Annotated in this window: 19 protein-coding genes; 5 read left to right on the top strand and 14 right to left on the bottom strand. The window is 69.1% G+C overall.

Annotated elements, in window-relative coordinates; translation table 11 throughout:
• Positions 1–25: 25 nt before the first annotated feature.
• The 3 genes from IM543_07665 to IM543_07655 form a co-directional block, all read right to left on the bottom strand.
• Positions 26–643, bottom strand: coding sequence for a class I SAM-dependent methyltransferase (locus IM543_07665; GenBank protein ID QOY95707.1), 618 nt, complete (start codon positions 641–643; stop codon positions 26–28).
• Between the two features lie 67 nt (positions 644–710).
• The gene (locus tag IM543_07660) at positions 711–2,786 is read right to left on the bottom strand and encodes a M13 family metallopeptidase (protein ID QOY95706.1); all 2,076 of its coding nucleotides are present in this window, start codon (positions 2,784–2,786) and stop codon (positions 711–713) included.
• Positions 2,787–2,835: 49 nt separating this feature from the next.
• Positions 2,836–5,469, bottom strand: coding sequence for a M1 family metallopeptidase (locus IM543_07655; protein QOY95705.1), 2,634 nt, complete (start codon positions 5,467–5,469; stop codon positions 2,836–2,838).
• A gap of 326 nt (positions 5,470–5,795) precedes the next feature.
• Here IM543_07655 and IM543_07650 point away from each other — a divergent pair, with 326 nt between their 5' ends.
• Positions 5,796–6,077: a flagellar protein FliT gene (locus IM543_07650; GenBank protein QOY96572.1), complete on the top strand. Its 282-nt coding sequence runs from the start codon at positions 5,796–5,798 to the stop codon at positions 6,075–6,077.
• A gap of 69 nt (positions 6,078–6,146) precedes the next feature.
• On the opposite strand, the gene IM543_07645 is transcribed toward IM543_07650, so the two are convergent.
• Positions 6,147–7,112: an HDOD domain-containing protein gene (locus tag IM543_07645; GenBank protein QOY95704.1), complete on the bottom strand. Its 966-nt coding sequence runs from the start codon at positions 7,110–7,112 to the stop codon at positions 6,147–6,149.
• A 369-nt stretch (positions 7,113–7,481) separates the two neighbouring features.
• Complete coding sequence (locus tag IM543_07640) at positions 7,482–8,531, bottom strand: hypothetical protein (GenBank protein ID QOY95703.1); 1,050 nt, start codon at positions 8,529–8,531, stop codon at positions 7,482–7,484.
• A 116-nt stretch (positions 8,532–8,647) separates the two neighbouring features.
• Between IM543_07640 and fumC the strand changes: the two genes are divergently transcribed.
• From fumC to IM543_07625, 3 genes are all read left to right on the top strand, one after another.
• Positions 8,648–10,045 (top strand): class II fumarate hydratase, encoded by a 1,398-nt coding sequence (gene fumC / locus IM543_07635; GenBank protein QOY95702.1) that lies wholly within the window; start codon positions 8,648–8,650, stop codon positions 10,043–10,045.
• A gap of 56 nt (positions 10,046–10,101) precedes the next feature.
• Positions 10,102–10,314 carry an RNA-binding S4 domain-containing protein gene (locus IM543_07630; protein QOY95701.1) on the top strand — a complete coding sequence of 71 codons (213 nt, stop codon included), beginning with the start codon at positions 10,102–10,104 and terminating at the stop codon, positions 10,312–10,314.
• Between the two features lie 135 nt (positions 10,315–10,449).
• Entirely contained in the window at positions 10,450–10,731 is a 282-nt protein-coding gene (locus IM543_07625; protein ID QOY95700.1) for a hypothetical protein, read from the top strand.
• Between the two features lie 27 nt (positions 10,732–10,758).
• Here the strand turns inward: IM543_07625 and IM543_07620 are convergent, their stop codons facing one another.
• The 9 genes from IM543_07620 to IM543_07580 form a co-directional block, all read right to left on the bottom strand.
• On the bottom strand, positions 10,759–12,438 hold the full coding sequence (locus IM543_07620) for a DUF692 family protein (protein ID QOY95699.1): 1,680 nt from the start codon (positions 12,436–12,438) through the stop codon (positions 10,759–10,761).
• A gap of 3 nt (positions 12,439–12,441) precedes the next feature.
• Complete coding sequence (locus IM543_07615; protein ID QOY95698.1) at positions 12,442–12,768, bottom strand: DUF2282 domain-containing protein; 327 nt, start codon at positions 12,766–12,768, stop codon at positions 12,442–12,444.
• Positions 12,769–12,832: 64 nt separating this feature from the next.
• Positions 12,833–13,030, bottom strand: coding sequence for a YjfB family protein (locus tag IM543_07610; GenBank protein QOY95697.1), 198 nt, complete (start codon positions 13,028–13,030; stop codon positions 12,833–12,835).
• 61 nt (positions 13,031–13,091) lie between these two features.
• Positions 13,092–13,583, bottom strand: a complete 492-nt coding sequence (gene mobB, locus IM543_07605; protein QOY96571.1) for a molybdopterin-guanine dinucleotide biosynthesis protein B — start codon at positions 13,581–13,583, stop codon at positions 13,092–13,094.
• Between the two features lie 34 nt (positions 13,584–13,617).
• On the bottom strand, positions 13,618–14,355 hold the full coding sequence (locus IM543_07600; GenBank protein QOY95696.1) for a general secretion pathway protein GspB: 738 nt from the start codon (positions 14,353–14,355) through the stop codon (positions 13,618–13,620).
• 3 nt (positions 14,356–14,358) lie between these two features.
• Complete coding sequence (locus tag IM543_07595) at positions 14,359–15,960, bottom strand: AAA family ATPase (protein ID QOY95695.1); 1,602 nt, start codon at positions 15,958–15,960, stop codon at positions 14,359–14,361.
• A 6-nt stretch (positions 15,961–15,966) separates the two neighbouring features.
• The gene (locus IM543_07590; GenBank protein QOY96570.1) at positions 15,967–16,443 is read right to left on the bottom strand and encodes a hypothetical protein; all 477 of its coding nucleotides are present in this window, start codon (positions 16,441–16,443) and stop codon (positions 15,967–15,969) included.
• A gap of 36 nt (positions 16,444–16,479) precedes the next feature.
• Positions 16,480–16,665 (bottom strand): hypothetical protein, encoded by a 186-nt coding sequence (locus IM543_07585; GenBank protein ID QOY95694.1) that lies wholly within the window; start codon positions 16,663–16,665, stop codon positions 16,480–16,482.
• An 84-nt stretch (positions 16,666–16,749) separates the two neighbouring features.
• Entirely contained in the window at positions 16,750–17,574 is an 825-nt protein-coding gene (locus IM543_07580) for a metal-dependent hydrolase (GenBank protein QOY95693.1), read from the bottom strand.
• Positions 17,575–17,763: 189 nt separating this feature from the next.
• Here IM543_07580 and IM543_07575 point away from each other — a divergent pair, with 189 nt between their 5' ends.
• A complete protein-coding gene (locus tag IM543_07575) occupies positions 17,764–19,110 on the top strand; it encodes a DUF2807 domain-containing protein (GenBank protein QOY95692.1) in 1,347 nt (448 codons plus the stop codon).
• The last annotated feature ends 101 nt before the right edge of the window (positions 19,111–19,211 follow it).

Below are 19,211 nucleotides of genomic sequence, written 5' to 3'. Positions count from 1 at the left end.
CTGTGCGCCAGCGCACGTTCGGCGGCTAGGGAGCGGGCTTGCGCCAGACGCTGGCCAGCCAGGCTTGCTGCTCGCGCGGCAGGCCGGGTGGGCGGTAGTAATGATGCAGAGGAATAAAACCTGCCGCCGTCAGGTAGCGCTCCCAGGCCGCGTAGTCGTGGTAACTGCCGTAGCGCGGGCCGTTCCAGCCTTCGCGGTTGTCGCCGCGCGGGTTCGAGCTGAACAAGGCGCCACCCGGCTTCAGTGTGCCGAAGAGTTGGGTCAGCACGCCGGGCAACTCGGCACTGGGGACGTGGAACAGGGAGGCGTTGGCGAACACGCCGTCGAACATGGCCGGTGGCAGGTCGAGGTGCAGGAAGTCCTGGTGCCAGACGTCGCACCCGCTGTACTGGCGCGCCATGTCGGCGAAACGGCTGCTGCCGTCCAGGCCGATGGCCGTGTGGCCGCGTTCGGCAAAGGTCTTGAGGTCGCGGCCCGGGCCGCAGCCGAGGTCGAGGATCGTCCAGGGCGCCGGGCCGTCGATGGCGCCGAGCAAGGCGTCGATGTTCTGGCTGACGTCGTGGTCGATGGTGCCGGCGAAGAAGGCCTCGGCGTTGTGCTCGTAGTGCGCCAGGGTGCGGCGCGCGATGTCGTCTGGGTTCATGACCGCATTATCCGCCAGGGCGCGGGACAAGCAAGCGCAGTCCGCCCGCTTGCCCCGCGCCAGGCGCTTACCAGACCCGCACGCGCTGCTCCGGCGCCAGGTACAGCTGCTGCCCCGGCTGCACGTCGAAGGCCTTGTACCACGGGTCCAGGTTGCGCACGGTGTAGGTGCGGTACTGGCCCGGCGCGTGGCCGTCGGTGAGCACGGCACGGCGCATCGAGGCTTCGCGCATCTTGGTGCGCCAGCTCTGCGCGAAGCCGGTGAAGAACGCACGGTCCGCCTCGGCGCCGACCGCCTTGCCGCCCGGCGAGGACTTGAAGGCGTCGTAGGCCGCGGCCAGGCCGGCCAGGTCGGACAGGTTCTCGCTCAGCGTCAGCTGGCCGTTCACCGCCAGGTCGTCGAAGGGCTTGTAGCCGTTGTACTGTTCCACCAGCTTCTGCGAGGCCTGCTTGAAGTGCGCCAGGTCTTCCTTGGTCCACCAGTCGCGCAGGCGGCCCTGGGCGTCGAACTGGGCGCCCATGTCGTCGAAGCTGTGGCTGATCTCGTGGCCGATCACCGAGCCGAGTGCGCCATAGTTGTGGGCGCTCGATGCCTTCGGGTCGTAGAACGGCGGCTGCAGGATCGCGGCCGGGAAGTTCAGCGCGTTCTGCAGCGGCAGGTTGACCGCATTGACCAGCTGCGGCGGCATGGCCCAGTCGGTCTTCTTCGGCTTCTGGCCGAGCTTGGCGAGCTGCTGGCCGTAATGGAATTCCTGGGCACGCATCACATTGCCCAGTGCATCGCCAGGCTTGACCTGCAGGCCGGCGTACGATGTCCAGGTATCCGGATAACCGATGCCCACGTACATGGTGCGCACCTTTTCCTTGGCCTGGGCGCGGGTCGATGGCGCCATCCAGTCGAGCTTGTCGATACGGCGCTCGAAGGCCTGCTTGATGTTGGCGACCATCTTCTGGATGTCCGCCTTGTTCTCGGCCGGGAAGTACTTGGCGACATACATCTTGCCGACCGCTTCGTCCATCGCGGTATTGGTGGCCGACAGGGCGCGCTTCCAGCGCGGCGACTGCTGCGGCGAACCGGTCAGGCCCTTGCCGTAGAACGCGAAGCGCAAGTCGCCATAGGCCTTGGGCAGCGTGCTGGCGAACTGGTTCAGGCTGTGGAAGGCCAGGTAGTCTTTCCAGGTGGCCAGGTCAGTGGCGGCAACCTGCTCGGCAGCGCCCTTGATCGCGCCCGGGTGGTAGGCGATGAAGCGGTCCTGGCCTGCCAGGTGCGCGCCCTGCATGAAGGCTTTCCAGTCCATGCCCGGGGCCTTGGCCTTGAAATCCTTCATGGCCCAGGGATTGTTGGCCTTCAGGATGTCGGCCGATTCTTCGCGGGTGGCGTGGCTCTCGGCCAGTTCGGTTTCCAGTGCAAAGATCTTCGCGGCGCGCGCCTCGGCATGGTCGTGGCCGGCCAGCTTGAGCATGTCGCCGATGTACTGCTGGTACTTGGTGCGCAGCTCGGCCATCTTCGGACTGTCGTCCAGGTAGTAGGCGCGGTCCGGCAGGCCGAGGCCGCCTTGCAGGATGTAGGGCAGGTTGTGTGCCGGGTCGGTCAGTCCCTGGTTGATCCACACGCCGAACAGGTTCGGGGTATTGAAATTGGTGGCATTGAGCGGGTCGACGTCGGCGCGCAGGAACTCGCCCAGCACGCGCGACAGGCTGGCGCGGTCCTTGATCGCCCCGATTTTATCCAGGCGCGGCTTGAGCGCGGCCAGGCCGGCCGCCTCGATCGCCGCTTCGTTCATGTAGGCGGTATAGAAGTCGGCCACCTTGCGCGCTTCCGGCGAGGCGGATTTGTTCGCGGCCGCTTCCTGGATCAGCTTGACGATGCGGGCATTGGTCTCCTCGGCCAGCGCATACATCGAACCCCAGGCGCCGCGGTCGGCCGGGATGTCCGTCTTGCTCATCCACTCGCCGTTGGCATAGGCATAGAAGTCGTCGCCCGGCAGCACGGTGGCGGCGGCCGGCCTGGCGGCGGGCTTGGTGGCAGTTTCGGCGGCAGCGTCGGCGGCGGCCTGCCCGGCCGCGTGGGCCGGCGCGACGGCAACGGCGCCGTACAGCGCCAGGGCGAGGGCGGTCTTGTTCAAGGTCCAGCTGGTTTTCATGGCTTCCCTTCTCTTCTCTTGGTGGTGATCTTGGTTCCGGGTGGTCCCGTTACTGCAACGCCGCGCGGACCTGCGGCAGCAGGCGCGCTTTCTGGTCGGCGCGGATGCGCACGCCGTTGCCGACGCGCTCGGCTTCGACAAGGCCATCCGGACCGAAGTTCCGGCGCATGTAGGCTTCCATCATCTCGGCATGCGCCGGGTTGCTGGAGGACGCCACGATGCTGGCGAACAGGCTGTTGCGGCCCAGCGCTTCCATGTTGTCCAGCAGCGCTTCGCGGTTGGCGATGGCGAAGTTCCAGGTCTGCTCGAGGTGCTCGCCGGCGACGCCGCCCACGATGTAGGGCACCAGGTCCGGCGGCGTCCGGGGCGCGAGCAGCGCGCGCAGGGTACGCGCGGCCAGCTGCGGGTCTTGCGCGGCGGCGAGCGCGCGGCCGAAGCGGTTGCGCTCCTCGCCCGTCGCGGCATTCGCCGCGCGCGCGGCCAGGGCCTCGTAGGTGGCCCCGTCCGCATAATGCCCGGCGGTGCCGGTCACGAAATCGATCATCGACGGCGGCACCGAGGACGGCTCGAGCAGGAAGCGCGCAAACCGGGCCCTGCCCTCTTCGATCGCCTGCGGATCGCCGGCGCGCGCCAGCGCGGTCGCCAGCATGCCGCGCAGCTGGGCGTCCTCGGCGGTCTCGCCCGGCTTCTCGTCCCAGCCGAGGCGGTCGAACTTCGGCCGTGCGAAGGCGATCAGGAAACGGCGGATCAAGGCCTGCTCCGGTTCGCCGCGCGCCAGCGAATCGAGGGTGCGCAGGTTGGACAGGATCGCGTTCCAGACCGCCACGCGCGGCTCGTCGCCATACTTGCGCACCAGGTCCAGGTAGCCGGCAAGCGGCATGCGGCCGTTCGAGGCGAAGCTCCAGGTGTCGGAGAGCAGCTTCAGGCGCGTGCTGTCCGGCAGGCGCGGCGCCTGCTCGGCCAGCGCGCGGAAACTGGCCGGGTCGTACTGCACGCGGAAGTAGCCGACGCTGTACGGATCGACCACCAGCGTGCCTTCGCAGCTGGCCTGCGTGATCGTGGCGCCGGGGCCGGACAGCAGCGTGGTCCAGGCCTTGCCGTTGACGGTGCCGACCTGCAGCGGCACGTTCCACAGGCGCGGCTGGCCGGGCGGCTCGTCCAGGCGGTATTGTTCCTGCGCCAGGGTGAGCTTGCGCTTGCCGTCCTCGCAGGCCTGCTCCACCTTGATCAGGGGGAAGCCCGGCTGCAGGGTCCAGTCCGAGGCCAGCTTCCCGACCGGCTTGCCGGATGCCTTTTCCAGCGCCGCCCACAGGTCGCTCGAGGTGGTGTTGGAATACTGGTGTTTCGCCATGTAGGCGCGCATGCCCTTGCGGAAGGCGTCTTCGCCCAGGTAGGCTTCCAGCATGCGCAGGAAGGCCTGGCCCTTCAGGTAGGTGATCGCGTCGAACGCGGCGGCGGCCTGCTCTTCGGTGTCGATGCGGGTCTGGATCGGGTGGGTGGTCTTGCGCGCGTCCAGGTTCATCACGTATTCGCGCTCGGCCATGGCGTCGAGGTAGGGGCGCCACTCGGGGTGGAAGTGCTGGGTGGCCTTGGCCGCCATCCAGGACGCGAAGCCTTCGTTGAGCCACAGCTCGTCCCACCAGGCCATGGTGACCAGGTTGCCGAACCACTGGTGCGCCACTTCGTGGGCATTGATGTTGAAGGTGAACTTCTTGACCTTCTCCGGACTCTTCTTCGGGTCGTACAGCAGGGTCGGCTCGTTGTAGACGATCGCGCCCCAGTTCTCCATGGCGCCGTTGAAGCCGCCCGGGATCGCGATCTGGTCCAGCTTGGGCAGCGGGTAGCGGATGCCGAAGTAATGATTGTAGTAACGCAGCAGGTCGCGGGTGGCGGCCAGCGGGAAGGTGGCGGAGCCGAGCTTGCCCTGCGTGGTCACGACGCCGATATCGACGCCGTCCTGCTTCGCCGACAGGCGTTCCAGCTCGCCCGCCACCAGCACCACCAGGTAGCTCGGCATCTTCGGCGTGTTGCCGAAAGTGATGCGCTGCATGCCGCCGCCGATCTCTTCGCGTTTCTCGATCGGGGTGGTCGAATAGGCCTGGAAGTTGCCCGGCACGTCGACGCTGAGCTTGAAGCGGGCGCGGAAGGCCGGTTCGTCCCAGGTCGGGAGCATGCGGCGCGCGTCGGTCGGCGCCATCGTGGTGGCGATCAGCTTCTTTTCCTGGCCACCGGCCTTGTAGTTCACGTAGAACAGGCCGCGCCCTTCGCGATTGATCTGCCCGCGGAAGGCCAGGCTCAGCGCGTATTTACCCGGCGCCAGCGGCCGGGCCAGCACAAAGCGCAGGGTCTGCCCTTCCTTGTCGAGGATGGGGTCGAGCTCCAGCTTGCCGAGGCCGCTACCGCTGAGCGTGGCGGCATCGATCTGCATGTTGTCGGCATTGAGCATGATGGTCGAGGTCGGCGTCAGGACCTCGATCTCGACCGTCTGGGTGCCACGGAAACTGTTCGCATCGATGTCCGGCACGATATGGGCCGCGTACTGGAGCGGCACCACGTCTTTCGGCAGCTTGCCGGGCGTGGCCGCGAACGAAAACGGCGCCTCGGCCTGCGCCGTGGCGGCGCCCAGGGCGAACGCGAGGGCGGTGACCGCCCTGGCCGCCCTGGCGACTGGCATGTCTCTCATAAACTCTCTCTCGAATCTGTTTTCTTGTGCGTGCGATCCGGCGCTCTGCCGCGCAGGAACCCAGCATGCACTGTAGGCAGGCCGGACCTGCCCTGCGCCCGGATTGCGACAGACTGCAAAAAACGGGGCCAGACTGCCGAAATCGGGGAATGGCGCAGGCATTCCGATGCATGCAGGGCGGATGGAACATGCGTGAATGACAACATGCGTATCTGTCCAAAAATATTTGGGGAAATTTCGAAAAAACCCTAAAGTTTCCGAAATCCCATCCGTAAACGACCTAGATGCCCGGCAATCCGGCCGGGGTGCATGACTTGGTGGCCAACATGACCTCGAACGACGTCCTCTCGATGTATGAAAACCTCGCTGGCCTGAGCAGCCAGATGAAGGGCGCCGCCGAGGCCGGCGACTGGAGCGGTTTCGACCGGCTGAACGTGCAGGCCAGCGTGGCCGCGGGCGCCGCGATCGGTGGCGTGCCGGCCCTGGAAGGCGCCAAGCGCCAGCGCAAGATCGACCTGATCAAGCAGCTGATGGCCAACGACCGCGCGATTCGCGACGTCACCGAGCCCTGGATGGGCCAGCTGGACCGCGCACTGTGCGCGCACTGATTTCGGCAAGCATGTGAGAACAAAGGCACCCGCGGGTGCCTTTTGTTTTGGTAGGCGTGCTCTACCGCCCTACGCGTCCAGCTTGCCCAGCTTGCCCAGGCAACGCCGCTGGTAGCCGTTCAGCCCTTGCGTCACCATGGCGTCGTCCTCGGTCAGCAAGCCGGCGTCGATCAGCAGCCGCAGCTTGGCGATGTGATCGCCCTGCGCCAGCGACCGGGCCAGGCTGGACCCGCCCGGCGCGCCGGCCTGGACGATCGCATCGGCCACCTTGTCCGGAAAATCCCAATGCCTGGCGATCACCGCCGACAGCTGCCGGCTGCAGGCCAGCAGTTCGACGCCGAAGGCGCCGGATGCCGGCACCTTGCCGTTCTGGCAGATGCGGTCGGCCAAGCGGAAAGCCACCACCAGCCCGACGTCCTGCATCAGCCCGGCCAGGCAGGACTCGAAGATGTCGGCCGCCAGCGCCGATGCCATCAGGCTGGCCGCCACCGCGCATTTCTCGGAATGGTTCCAGAGCAGCGGCGCGGCGCGGCGCGCGAAGCCGGTTTCGTGCAGCTTGATCACGGGCCGGAAGGCGACCCGGGCCAGCAGCATGCGCAAGCCGTTCTGGCCCAGCAGCATGATGGCCGCGTCCACGGTCTTGATCGGGGTGAGCGGGTGATAGTAAGCGCTATTGGCCTCGCGCAGCACTTCGGCGACCATCACCACGTCCTCGGCGACCTGGTGCGCCAGCTCGCCGGTGGTGACGCTCTCGTCGCGCAGGCTGCGCAGCAGCTTGGGGATCAGCTCGGGGACGCGCGGCACCAGCTCGGCCGCGAGGGCCGGGTTCTGCGCCAGCGTGCGTACCTGGTCCAGGATCAGGCTTTCCGTTTCCGGCGTCGCCTCGAAGCGCGCCGGCCCTGCCAGCCAGCGGTAATAAAGGATATCGAGCGCGGTATCGACCGCGCCCTCCACCGCGGCAGCGTCCGCACCAGCCTCGGGCGTACTTGGCTGGGGTTCCGCACTGCTTAACAAACGATTGATCCAGTTTTTCATAGGTGGCCGGCTTCTTTCCCGCAGGCGGGATTGTAGCCTGTCCGGGGCCGGGCCGGATGCGAAATGCATACCGCCCGGCAGCACTGCGACGCCTGAAAAGACAAAAGCGCCCGCAGGCGCTTGTCGATGTGTCCGAGCGGAGGGCTCGGCCACGAAATAAGGAGGAGAGCGAGCACCAGGTATCTCCTGGCGTCGCCTCTTGCCGGTTGCATCCGGCGTTCGCTGCCGTAGTTGGCATACGAACCGCTTCCGGACACAGGCGTTTCTTCAACGTCTGCCTGCTTTCCGCGCCACGCTATCGGTGGTGGCTGCGCCAGGCCTCTGTGCCGTTTATGATCTCGCGACCATGAATCCAGTATAACGCAAAAATCAGGCTTGTGTAGACGAGTTGTGCGCGCCCTCTTCCAGGCGCGGCTCGACCGTGGCGGCCGGCGCCGGCTTGCGTCCCAAACGGGCTTTCAGGCGCGCACCCAAGCCGGCATGCGGCGCCGTCGCGCGCTGCGGGCCTTTCCCGCGGCGCAAGGCGACCAGCAGACCGGCGAGCAGCGCCAGCACCCCGGCAATGGCGCCCGCCATCAGCCAGGGCGAGCTTTCTTCCGCCGGCGGTTCCGGCTTTTTCTTCTTCGGCCGGTGCACCTGGCTTGACATTGCCCCCTTCGGCATCACGGCCGGCTGCATGAGCGCGGCGGGCGCGGCGCCGGCCGCCACCTGCAGCACCCTCAGCTTGTCCTCGAGCTGGCCCAGTTGCTCGCGCAGCAGGGCATTCTTCGCGCCCAGCACCACGCAGGCATCGACCTGCTGGCGGGCTTGCGGCGCGCAGGCGCCGCCCGCCGGGGCCGGCTCGACCGGCTTGGGCAGGGCCGGCGTCGGCCTGGCCGCCACTGGCCGGGACGCGCGCTGCCGTTTCACCACCGGTTTCGGTGCCGGTTCCTGGTTCGGCATCGGCTGGGGCGCTTCCGCCCTGGCGACGACCGGCGCTGGTCCCGGTCCCGGAACCGGGACCGAAACCGGCACCGGCGCCGGCACCGGGGCCGGGGCCGGCGCCGGTGCCCGATCCGGGTCGGGCAACAGCCACAGGGTTGCCAGGCGCACGCTGCGCTGCGCGCCGTCGGCCAGTTCCAGGTACAGGTGCAGGTGTTCCGACGCGACTGGAGCGAGCGATGTCACGTGCAGGAACTGGCGCCCGTCGCGCCGCATCACCGACATCCTGAGCGTGGACAGCACCGCCGGCATGCCGATATTCGCGCCGCGGTAGACGTTCGGACCGGCCAGCCGTACCTGCACCGGCGTGGCGGCATCTTCCAGCATGCCGAGCTCGATGTCGGCCACCAGCGGCTGGCCGATGAAGGAGCTCACGCGCGGCTCGCCGAGCTCGGCCGCCTGGGCGGCGCCGGCCAGCAACGCGCAAGAGAATAACAATGGAAGGCGGCAAGCCATAAGCAGGAAGAAAGTGTAGCCCGAGCGTCATTAACGGCCAATCGGCTAAACTCTTTAGCAGATCTCCTCAGCCACCGCCGCATTCGACAGGAAAACCCATGAACAACAGGATTGAGAAGGACAGTTTCGGCCCGATCGAGGTACCGGCAGACCAGCTCTGGGGCGCCCAGACCCAGCGCTCGCTGCATCATTTCCACATTTCCAGCGAGCGCATGGCGCCGGAACTGGTGGCCGCCCTGGCCCAGGTCAAGCGCGCCGCCGCCGCGGTCAACCGCTCGCTCGGCAAGCTCCCGGCCGACAAGGCCGAGGCCATCATCCGCGCCGCCGACGAAGTGCTGGAGGGCCGCCATGCGCGCGAATTCCCGCTGGCGGTCTGGCAGACCGGCTCGGGCACCCAGAGCAACATGAACATGAACGAAGTGCTGGCCAACCGCGGCTCCGAGCTGATGGGCGGCGAGCGCGGCGAGCAGCGCCTGCTGCACCCGAACGACCACGTCAACATGGGCCAGTCCTCGAACGACATCTTCCCGACCGCCATGCACGTGGCCGCAGCCGGCGCGGTGGCGCACAAGCTGCTGCCGGCGCTCGGCCAGCTGCGCGCCACCCTGCTGCGCAAGTCGCGCGACTTCGAATCGATCGTCAAGATCGGCCGCACCCACCTGCAGGACGCCACGCCGCTGACCCTGGGCCAGGAATTCTCGGGCTACGTGGCCCAGCTGGAATTCGCCGAAAGCGCGATCCGCGCCACCCTGCCCGGCCTGCTGGCCCTGGCCGCCGGCGGCACCGCGGTCGGCACCGGCCTGAACGCACACCCCGAGTTCGCGCCGCGCATCGCGGCCGAGATCAGCTCGCGCACCGGCCTGGCTTTCAAGAGCGCGCCGAACAAGTTCATGGCGCTGGCCGGGCACGACGCCCTGGTCTCGAGCCATGGCGCCTTCAAGACCCTGGCCACGGCCCTGATGAAGATCGCCAACGACGTGCGCTGGATGGCCTCGGGCCCGCGCTCGGGCCTGGGCGAGATCACCATTCCGGAAAACGAACCGGGCAGCTCGATCATGCCGGGCAAGGTCAACCCGACCCAGTCCGAAGCGCTGACGATGCTGTGCTGCCAGGTGTTCGGCAACGATGTCGCGATCACGGTCGGCGCTTCGCAGGGCAACTTCGAGCTGAACGTGTTCAAGCCCATGATCGCGCATAACTTCCTGCAGAGCGCACGCCTGCTGGCCGATGGCATGCGTTCGTTCGACGAGCACTGTGCCCAGGGCATCGAGCCGAACCATGCCCGCATCGCCGAGCTGATGGAAAAATCGCTGATGCTGGTGACCGCGCTGGCGCCGCACATCGGGTATGATCGCGCCGCACAGATCGCCAAGACCGCGTCGCACGAAGGCCTGACCCTGCGCCAGGCCGCGCTGCAGTCCGGTTTCGTCAGCGAGCAGCAGTTCGACGAGTGGATCGTGCCGATCGACATGACCCGGCCGGATCCTGTCGCGTGATGCCCACCGGGCGCCTGGATACCGGCGCCCGTTTCATTTCTTAGCCCGAGGATAACATGCAAAAAATAGTGTTCGATTTGACATCGGAATTCGTCGAGGTCAACCAGCTGCTGAAGCTGGTCGGCCTGGTCGACAGCGGCGGCGCCGGCAAGAACCTGGTCGCCAGCGGCGCGGTGTCGGTCGACGGCAGGCAGGAGCTGCGCAAGACCGCGAAAATCCGCAGCGGCCAGACGGTCACCATCGGCGACCTGCAGATCCGGGTGCAGTAAAACCGCAGCAAAACCGAGGCGGAAAGCGGCGGAACGGCGAACAAAAACAGCGGGCTTATGTTTGCGCCCTAACAAACAGAGCGGGGCTTCCTTGTTTATATTTTAAGTCACAAGAATCGACTTACAGGTGAAGCGATGGAAACCCCGAACCGCGCCCAATCCCAGGAGCAGCTCATCGGAGACCTGCGTCTCGTCATCGAGAACGCGGAAGAGCTGCTGAAAAACACCGATCACTACACCAGTGCGCTGTACCAGAATGCGCGCGCCAAGCTGGCGCTGGCGCTGGAAGCGGCCAACGAAGAGCTCGCGCGCTTCGAAGACGCCCAGCTCGAGCGCATGATGGCCGCCACCCGCGCCGCCAACGAGCGCTACTGTGACCGTAGCGGCGAGCAGCGCATCCTGCGCGCTTTCCATTAAAGGCCGTTCCGAGCCGCTCCGGCGGCGTCAGCCGGCTTCGCCCGGCGCGATTGCGGCGATCATGCCGCGCCCGAACCAGCCCTGCAGCATGGCGCCGATGTCCGGCGCGCCGCCACCTGCGGGGGCGGCGGCCAGCGCAGCGTCGACGGCCTCGCCGAAGCCGGCGCCGGCCGCCAGCCGCGCCAGGGCCGCCGCCTGCGGCGCGTCGGTCTCCACCACTTCCAGCGTCCACCCACGCCGCAGCACCAGCACGGCGCACGGCCGCGCCACATGCGCAGGCAGCGCCGGGCCGCCCGGCTGGTGCGCGTGCCAGAGCGCCGCGATCGCCCAGCGGCTGTGCAGCAGGGCCACCGATGGATGCAGGATGAAACGGGCGGCCTCGAGCGTCTCGGGCGTCATCGCCATGAGCGCATCGACACCGAGCGGCGCCAGCCCGGGCGCCAGGCCGGCGCGGTGCACGGCCCATTCGAGGCGCGCCATGTCGGGCAGGTAGGGGTAAGGCGCGGCCGGCGCGAATTCCGCGAGGAAGTCCGCGAGACGGTCGCCGAACCCGGCCAGGTCGGGGTCTTGCGAGGGCACGGCCTTGCCATAGGCGCGCGCCAGGCCGTCGAAGAACGCCTCCCCCACCAGCTGGCGCAGGACCGGATAGGCCGCGCCGAGGGCGCGCTCCCAGCCGGCGCTCAGGTTGCCGCGATACAAGGCCAGCCGCGCCATGCTGCCCTCGCTCAGCAGGGGCTGCAGGCCGGCCTCGCGGCGGCGGTCGAACAGGGCGTCGCCGAAATGCTGCTGGAGCGCGGCCAGTGCCTCGCCGCTCGCCGGCGCCGCCGCAGGCGGCCGCAGTGGCCGCGGTGGCCGCGGTGGCATATCCGGCGCGGCCAGCGGCGCCGGATATGCTACTGCGGCCTGGTCGGCCCGCGCCGCTTGCGCCACCAGCACCTCGAGCGGCGGCAGCTCGGCATCCCACTCGACCAGCGCCGGCACGCGGCCGAAACGCGCCAGTGCCGCAAGGTACAGGTCCCAGACCGGTTCGGCCACCGCCGCACCGTGGTGGTCGACCAGGCCCAGCGGCGTTTCCAGGTGGCCGGCGAGGTGGATCTGGCCGACGCTCCCGACCGGCAAGGCGGCAATGGCGACGCGCGCATCCTCGCCGTGGTTGTGCTGGTTGACGTAGAGATTGTTCAGGTCGAGCAGGATGGCGCAGCCGGTGCGGCGCGCCAGTTCGGCCAGGAACTCGGCCTCGCTCATGGTGTCGGCACTGAAGCGCACGTAGCGCGAGACGTTTTCGACCAGCAGGCGGCGGCCGAGGCGCGCCTGGACCCGGTCGACCCGCTCGCACAGCAGGGCCAGGGCGGCGGCGTCGAGCGTCACCGGCAGCAGGTCGTTGAGCTGGCGGTCGGCCAGCGCGCCCCAGCTCAGGTGCTCGGAAACAAGGAAGGGATCGAGCGCCTCGACCAGCGCGCGCACCCGTTCCAGGTGGGCCATGGAAAAGCCGCGCGCCGAGCCGAGGCCGAGCCCGACGCCGTGCAGGCTGAGCGGATAGTCGCGCCGCAGCGTGCCCAGCACGTGCCAGTCCCAGCCGGCGCGGGCCAGGTAGTTCTCGCTGTGGACTTCGATGAAACCGACCGGCGGACGCCGTTCCAGGAAGGCACGGTAGTGGGGCGCGCGCAGGCCCACGCCGGCGCACAGGGCCGCGGCGGGCGCCTGCATGGCTTACTGCTGCGCTTCGGTCTTGGCCGCGCCAGCCTTGCCCTGCCCGCGCTTGTGTCGTGCACCTTCTTGCGCGCCCCGGCCGGCTTCCAGCGAACCGCCGAGCTCGGTGCACGTCCCCTTGGCGACGAACTTCCACTCGTTCGGATCATTGTCGACCTTGGCCACGCCGGCGCAGCCGTGGGTGGCGGTGCCGCAATCGTTCTGGCCGGCCTTGGCCACGCCATAGCAGGCTTCCTGGTCGGCCTTCGGCGTGCCCATGTCCTGGGCGGCGGCGTGGGCGCAGACGCCGGCAAGCGCGGCGGCAATCAGGGCGTGGCGGTGGGTCATGCGGTACTCCCGGCTGGATGAAAGGCGCCAGTATCGATCAGGCCCGGCAAACAAGCAAGCCGCTTCAGGCCGTGGTATTGATCTTGTTGCCCAGGTGCGCCGGCAGGTTCGCCGAGGGCACGGCAGGCAGCGCCTCGAGCAGCTGGGTGGCGGTCGCCTCCTGGATCTGCTGGGCTTTCTTGAACACGGCGAGGCTCACTTCCTGGCGGGTGCCGGTTTCTGCGATGCTGGTGGACAGCTTGGCAATGCTGGACACATCCATGTCGTTCTCCCTTTTAGGCGTATCCACCATTGACGGCAGCCGCGCCGAAAACTTGAGGGTGTCAGCCCATCCAGTCGTGCAGCCAGGCCAGTACTTGATCTGGATCATTCAAATCCAGCCACGCCGGCCCGCCCTGCCCTGCCGGCGGCGGCCCGTCCGAGGCCACCGCCAGGACGTCGGGATCGTCCGGATACAGGGCCGGCCGGCCCAGGCCGGGACGAAACACCTCCAGCTTGGGCAGGCGCTCCCATTTATAGCCTTCCACCAGGGTCAGGTCGGCCGGCGCCAGCCGCGCCAGGTGCTCGGCCAGCGCGGGCTCGCGTTCCCCGCGCAGCTCGCGCAGGATGGCGACCCGGTAGGGCGAGGCCAGCATCACCTCGGCCGCCCCGGCCATGCGCAGGCGCGCGCTGTCCTTGCGCGGCGGTTCCAGCTCGACGTCGTGGTGACTGTGCTTGACGACATTGACCCGCAGCCCCTGTCCGGCCAGGCGGGTGATCAGGTGCTCCAGCAGCGAGGTCTTGCCGCTGCCGGACCAGCCGACCACGCCCAGCACCCGTCCGGATTGCGCGCCTGGAGCGGGCCGGGGATCAATACCCGACACGGTAGCGGTAGCCACGGAAATTCATGATCGCCGCCTTCGGCAGCAGGCGCTCCAGCACCAGCCCGGGCGCGACTTCCTCGCCTTCGCGGCGCAGCATCTTGTCGACCAGCAGCAGGCGATCGGCCGGATTCGCCGAATAGATGTAGCCGCCGAACGCCACTTTCGGCACCTCGCGCTGCAGCGCTTCCGGCAGCGACTGCAGCGGGCCGATGCCGTCCTCGGCGGGCAATGCCGCCTGCGCCGGGGCCGCCGCCACCAGGACGGGACGCGGCGTTTCCGGCGCCGCCTCGACCGCTGCACGCGCTGCGGGGGCCGGCTTCGCTGCGGGCGCCGGCGGCGTCTTCGGCTTCACCGGTTCCACCCTGGCCGGCGCGGGTGGCGCGGGTGGCGCAACCGGCACAGCTTGCACGGTGGCGGGCGCCGGCGCGGCAACGGCCGGCGCCGGCACGGACAGCGGCGCAGCCACGGGCGCCGGCGCGGCCGCCACCTGCAATGCCGGCTCAGCTGCCGGCTCAGCTGCCGGCGCCGATGCCGGCTGGCGCAGCAGGAACAAGGCACCGAGCGCCACCACCAGGGCGCCGGCGCCGATGCCGACCATGAGCGGACGGCGGCTGCCCTGGGCCGCCGCGGGCGCATAGCCGGGCGCCGGTGCGTGGATGGTCGGGGCGCTGCCGAGCTGGCGCTCGGCTTGTGCCTTCTTGAGGGCTTCGAGGATATAGGACATGCGTTATTTTCCCGTCCCGGCCTGGACCAGCAGCTGCGGCTCGCGCACGCCGGAGAGCTGGTTCAGGCGCATGTAGGTGCGCGGGCCGGCCAGGCCGTCGGCCTTCAGGTTCTGCGCGGCCTGGAACCGCCGCAGCCGTTCGCGCGTGGACGCATCCAGCGCCCGGCCGGCCGGGGGCGCCGGCGCTTTGTTCAGCTGGGCCAGGCGCCCGGCCAGCCAGTCCACGTCGAGGCCGCGGTCGCCTTCGGCCAGCTCCTCGCGAAAAGCGCGCGGCATGCGCCAGAAGGTCGTGAATTCGCCGCCGAAGCGGGCAACGAAGCTGGCCAGGTCGATCTTCTCGCGCCGCGCGCCGGCGCTCAGGGTGACACTGTTGCCGTCCAGCGCGGACAGCACGGCATAGCCGGTGCGGGGGCCATCGTGCAGGGTGACCACGGCCGGGCGGTCGAGCATGCGTAGCTCGTACAGGCCGCCACGGCCCTGGTGGCAACGCAGGTCGAGGCGCAGCGCCGCCTCGCAGGGCTTGTCCCCTGCCAGCGGCTGGCCCCAGAGCGCGGCCAGCGCGCGTAGCGCACCGGCTTCGTCGGCCTGCACCGGCAGCGCCGCGGCGCCCTGCCCGGCGGCCGGAACGGCCTTGCCCGCCGCCGCGGCCTGCGCACCCGGCGCCGGTTCCGGCGCGCGCCCCGGCAGGGCCTGCCAGGCGGCGGCACTGACCGCCGCCAGCGCCAGCACACCGCCCGCCACCAGCGGCAGGCGCAGGCGGCGCGGATGCGCCGCTTCGCCGGCGAACACCTCGGCGGCCGCTTTCGCGAGGATCGGGCGCGTCACCTGCGGGCTGTTTTCCACGTAGGCGCCGAGCAGCGCACGGTCGCACAGCAGGTTGATACGGCGCGGCACGCCGTGGGTCAGCGCGTGGATCCGGGAGGTGAGCGCGGGCGGGAAGGCCGAGGCCGCGGTCCCGGCGGCGGCGCCCGCCACCGCCAGCCGGTGCGCGACATAGGCGCCGGTTTCCGGCGCCGTCAGCGGTCCCAGGTGGTAGCGCGCGATCACGCGCTGGGCCAGCTGTTCCAGCTCCGGCCGGGCCAGCATGGCGCGCAGTTCGGGCTGGCCGATCAGGATGATCTGCAGCAGCTTGCGCTCGCTGGTCTCGAGGTTGGTCAGCAGGCGCAATTGCTCCAGCACCTCGGCCGACAGGTTCTGCGCCTCGTCGATCACCAGCACATTGTTCAGGCCCTGCGCGTGCGAGGCCAGCAGGTAGGCGTTGATCGCGTCGACATGGCCCTTGATGCCCAGTCCTGCCCCGGTGTCCGGCGGCAGGTCGATCCGCAGTTCGTCGCACACGCTCTGCAGCAGCTCCGCGACGCTCAGGCGCGGATTGAAGATATAGGCCAAGCGGCAGTTCTCGGGAATCTGCTCCATGAAGCAGCGGCACACGGTGGTCTTGCCGGCCCCGATCTCGCCGGTCAGCAGGACGAAGCCGCCGCCGCTGCCGATGCCGTACAGCAGGTGCGCCAGCGCCTCGCGGTGGCGCTCGCTCATGAACAGGTAGCGTGGATCGGGGGCGATCGAGAACGGCGCGCCCTTCAGGTGGAAGTAATGGGTATACATGCTTGGCTAGCGGGCCGGCAGCGATTTGAACTTCGCGCAATATATCTTGCTTTTGTCATTCATGTAAGCAATCGTGCTGCCGAGTCTTGACACCCGCACCGGAAAAGGCGACCCGTCCGCCGCCCGGAACGGGGTGCTCGACGCCGTCCGCAACGCCCCTTCCAACTCTTCGGGGGTGCTGTCGGTCAGGGCGCCGATGAAGACCAGTTCGCTGGTGTCGTCGCTGACCATGACTTCCTTGACGTCGGCGCCCCACAGGCTGGCGTCGACCCGGAACCACCAGGCCCCGCCCTCGCGCTTGTAGGCGGGACCGAAGGCCGTGCTCAGGTAATCGTGGAAATAGCGGTTGTCGAGGTGGCTGCGGCACAGCAGCGCGTTGCCGACGACCTGGCTGAAGGTCGAGGGCATGGCCTGGGCCGGCACGGCACCGCCCAGGGCGGCAAGCAAGCCGGCAAGCAAGTTGGCGAACAAGCGGGTGAACACAGCGGCGGCCGGCGCCGGTCGGGCGAAGCGCACGGCTCAGAGCCTGGAGAGCCAGGCGCGGTTGGCCGCGATCCGGGCCTTGACCGAGGGGGGCAGCGCTTCGTAGCAGCCAGGATGCTGCTTGAGCGCATGCTCGCGCACTTCCTTCTGCATGCCGTTGACCAGGAAGACGTAGACGGCCGCCCCGTCGTCGTTCTTGCGGGTGCCCATATAGCGAATCACGGGAGTTCTCCTTCCATGCCCGCATTATGACACCGCAGGGCCTGTCCGGCCACGCACCGGCCCCATGTCTTGACCAAAAAGCGATCAAGGCGTGCTCGTGCGCACCGCGCGATACGCCGTGCTGTTGCGGTCGAGCCACAGCTGGACGATGTCGCGGTTGTCATGCTGCCAAGGGTGAAAGCGCGGCGAGAAATACCGCAGCACCGGCCCGGCCATGTGCCAGGCCAGCCCGCGCCGCCCGAACCACATGCGCGCGGCGCTCAGCCAGGTGCCGGGCCGCCACAGGGCGCCGTCGCGGTGCAGGTTGTGCGCGGTCTGAATGACATGATCGAACCAGAACACCAGGCTCACGTGCAGGAACCACAACACCCGCCGCCAGTAGCCGCCGCCCGCCGCGCGGTAGGCGTCGAAGGCCACCGCCTTGTGCTCGAGTTCTTCCACCGCGTGCCACTCCCACAGGCGGCGCAGGGCCGGCTCGGCGTCGGCGATCCATTCGGGGTGGCGCAGCACGCCGTCGGCCAGCATCGCGGTGTAGTGCTCGAGCGCGCAGGTGATCGCCACCCGGCTGCGCACGCCGAAGCCGTTCACCCGCGCCACGCGCCGGGCGATCCGCGCGCCGGTCACGAAGGACAGTCCCTGGCGCTCCAGCTCGGCGTTGTACTGGACGTGCATGTGGCGGTGGGTGGCTTCCTGGCCGACGAAATCCTTCACCTCGGCGCGCAACCGGGGGTCGGCCAGCCGGTCAGGGGGTATCGCGCGCAGGCTGTCGATGAACATCTGCTCGCCGATCGGGAAGCTCATCGACAGCGCATTGAAGAACTGGCTGCGGTAGGCGTCGCCGCCCAGCCAGCGGCGGCCGAAGCCGCGCGACAGGTCGACGTCGATCTGGCGGACGGTGAGCGAGGACATGGCGGCTCCCTTGTGGTGGAGCTGCCAATATTAGCACCGGCCGTCCGGACCGGGCCGCCGCCGCTGCGCTTCATCCTTGCGATTTTGCATTTTGCCCCCCGTTTTCGGGCGTCCGTCGGTTTGCCGCCGCGCCGCGCGCCGGCTTGCCTTATTGTTCAGGCTCCCGATGTCTTCGAGCACAACCAGAACATGCCTAGCGCCCTCAAACCCGCCCTCCTCGCCGCCGCCATCGCCGCGGCCTTCCTCGCCACCCGGGCCAGCCATGCCGAGTCGCCGCCCGCCCCGGTCGCGCAGCAGCGCACGCTGCAGGCCTTCAGCGCCATCGAGCTCTCGGGGCCCTACGAGGTCGTGGTACGGGCCCAGGGCCGCCAGGCGGTCGAGCTGTCGGGCGAGCGCAAGCAGCTCGAGCAGGTCGAGACCTTCGTGCGCGGCGACACCCTGGTGGTGCGGCCGGTACAGCGCAGCGGCTTCCACTTCAGCTGGGGCAAGCGGCGCGACACGGTCGTCATCCACATCACCGCCGACCAGCTCAAGAGCCTCAAGATGTCCGGCAGCGGCGATGTCGACCTGAGCCAGATGGCGGGCGAACGCTTCAGCGTCAGCGTCGATGGTCCCGGCGACCTGCAGGCTGCGGGCGCGGTGGGCGAACTGGCGGTGCGCGCCAGCGGCAGCGGCGACCTCGACCTGCATCGGGTGAAGGCGGCCAAGGTCGACCTGAGCATGTCGGGGCCTGGCGACGTGCGCCTGGCAGGCGTCGGCAAGGAATTGACCGCGGCGCTCAGCGGTTCGGGCGAGCTCGAGGCCCGCGACCTGCGCCTGGCGCGCCTGCACGCGCGCATGCGCGGCCCCGGCGGCATGACCCTGTCGGGCAGCACGCGCGAACTGCGCGCCGAGGTCGAAGGCTCGGGCGATTTCGACGCCTGCGCGCTGGCGGCCGAGGCGGCGTCCACCGTCCAGCGCGGCCCGGGCAATGCCTGCGTGGCCGGCAATCTGAAGCGTTTCGACGCCGAAGTGCACGGTTCCGGCGAACTCGAGGCCAGGGGCCTGCAGGCGGCCAGCGCCATCGTGCGCCTGGGCGGCCCCGGCAATGCCACCCTCAGCGGCAGCGTCGGCGAACTCAGCGCCGAGATCGGCGGTTCGGGCGACCTGGAAGCCGGCGCCTTGCAGGTCAAGCGCGCGACCGTCAAGGCGCACGGTCCCGGCGGCATCGAACTGGCGAAGGTGTCCGACACGCTGGATGCCGAACTGCACGGCTCGGGCGACCTGCGCGCGGGCATCGAGGGCAAGCGCCTGTTGCTCAAGATCCGCGGGCCCGGCGGCGCCCACATCGACGGCCGGGTCGACCTGGTCAAGGCCGATCTCAGCGGCTCGGGCGGGCTCGATGGGCGGCGCCTGACGGCCGGCCGTGCCGACATCGCCGTCACCGGCCCCGGCAGCGCCACGGTGAACGTCGGCGGGCAGGACGAGCGTCGTGCCGGGCGCGGCGCCCACCTGCTGCTGGTGGACCGCAGCGGCAGCCGCCAGACCGAACAGTAATCCCGCCCCTTGCGGCGCCCCCTTCGGTGGCGCCGCGTCCCACGCCGAACCAGCCGTTTCCGGCACACGACCATACCAGTTCGCGTACCACTAAAAAGATT

Source organism: Massilia sp. UMI-21, from assembly GCA_015277795.1.
In the GTDB taxonomy this organism is placed as follows: domain Bacteria; phylum Pseudomonadota; class Gammaproteobacteria; order Burkholderiales; family Burkholderiaceae_D; genus Telluria.
Note: the sequence above shows the minus strand (reverse complement) of the source record. Positions and strands in the feature narration are given on the sequence as shown.

Bases quoted from the DNA above. Each gene is read 5' to 3' on its own strand.
- IM543_07665 (QOY95707.1), bottom strand. From the start codon at position 643: ATGAACCCAGACGACATCGCGCGCCGCACCCTGGCGCACTACGAGCAC.
- IM543_07660 (QOY95706.1), bottom strand. From the start codon at position 2,786: ATGAAAACCAGCTGGACCTTGAACAAGACCGCCCTCGCCCTGGCGCTG.
- IM543_07655 (QOY95705.1), bottom strand. From the start codon at position 5,469: ATGAGAGACATGCCAGTCGCCAGGGCGGCCAGGGCGGTCACCGCCCTC.
- IM543_07650 (QOY96572.1), top strand. From the start codon at position 5,796: ATGACCTCGAACGACGTCCTCTCGATGTATGAAAACCTCGCTGGCCTG.
- IM543_07645 (QOY95704.1), bottom strand. From the start codon at position 7,112: ATGAAAAACTGGATCAATCGTTTGTTAAGCAGTGCGGAACCCCAGCCA.
- fumC (QOY95702.1), top strand. From the start codon at position 8,648: ATGAACAACAGGATTGAGAAGGACAGTTTCGGCCCGATCGAGGTACCG.
- IM543_07630 (QOY95701.1), top strand. From the start codon at position 10,102: ATGCAAAAAATAGTGTTCGATTTGACATCGGAATTCGTCGAGGTCAAC.
- IM543_07625 (QOY95700.1), top strand. From the start codon at position 10,450: ATGGAAACCCCGAACCGCGCCCAATCCCAGGAGCAGCTCATCGGAGAC.
- IM543_07620 (QOY95699.1), bottom strand. From the start codon at position 12,438: ATGCAGGCGCCCGCCGCGGCCCTGTGCGCCGGCGTGGGCCTGCGCGCG.
- IM543_07615 (QOY95698.1), bottom strand. From the start codon at position 12,768: ATGACCCACCGCCACGCCCTGATTGCCGCCGCGCTTGCCGGCGTCTGC.
- IM543_07610 (QOY95697.1), bottom strand. From the start codon at position 13,030: ATGGATGTGTCCAGCATTGCCAAGCTGTCCACCAGCATCGCAGAAACC.
- IM543_07600 (QOY95696.1), bottom strand. From the start codon at position 14,355: ATGTCCTATATCCTCGAAGCCCTCAAGAAGGCACAAGCCGAGCGCCAG.
- IM543_07595 (QOY95695.1), bottom strand. From the start codon at position 15,960: ATGTATACCCATTACTTCCACCTGAAGGGCGCGCCGTTCTCGATCGCC.
- IM543_07580 (QOY95693.1), bottom strand. From the start codon at position 17,574: ATGTCCTCGCTCACCGTCCGCCAGATCGACGTCGACCTGTCGCGCGGC.
- IM543_07575 (QOY95692.1), top strand. From the start codon at position 17,764: ATGCCTAGCGCCCTCAAACCCGCCCTCCTCGCCGCCGCCATCGCCGCG.